This window comes from Roseateles chitinivorans (genome assembly GCF_002761755.1).
In the GTDB taxonomy this organism is placed as follows: domain Bacteria; phylum Pseudomonadota; class Gammaproteobacteria; order Burkholderiales; family Burkholderiaceae_C; genus Roseateles; species Roseateles chitinivorans.
Genome location: NZ_PEOG01000203.1, coordinates 1 through 464 on the forward strand (window position 1 = coordinate 1; position 464 = coordinate 464).

A 464-nucleotide genomic window follows, 5' to 3' on the forward strand; every position below is an offset into this window, starting at 1 on the left:
GCGGAGTTGCGGCTTTCGCCATGTCTTTTCTACCTCAGTCCCTGCCCAGAGCCTGCCGCAGCAGGGTTAGACATCCTAACCAGTTGGATTAGCGCGTTGCTTTTTTCTTGCCTGCAATCGCCACAGCCTTGCCCTTGCGCGTGCGAGCATTGGTGTGTGTGCGCTGACCGTGCACAGGCAGACCGCGACGATGGCGCAGACCGCGGTAGCAGCCCAGATCCATCAGACGCTTGATGTTCATTGCGATTTCACGACGCAGATCGCCTTCAACGCGATACTTGCTGTCGATCAGTTCACGCACCTTCAGGATTTCGTCGTCGCTCAGCTCGTTTACCCGCTTTGCTTCTGGAATTTCCAGAGCCTTGCAGATTTCAGCAGCCTTAGTTGCGCCAATCCCGTAAATATACTGAAGCCCGATAACAACCCGTTTGTTGGTCGGGACATTCACGCCGGCAATACGTGCC

Annotated in this window: 1 protein-coding gene; it reads right to left on the reverse strand. The window is 55.6% G+C overall.

Going from position 1 to position 464, the window contains the following annotated elements; translation table 11 throughout:
• Positions 1-88: 88 nt before the first annotated feature.
• On the reverse strand, positions 89-464 hold a 376-nt coding region (rpsM, locus tag CS062_RS25375; protein ID WP_099864571.1), incomplete at its 5' end, for a 30S ribosomal protein S13.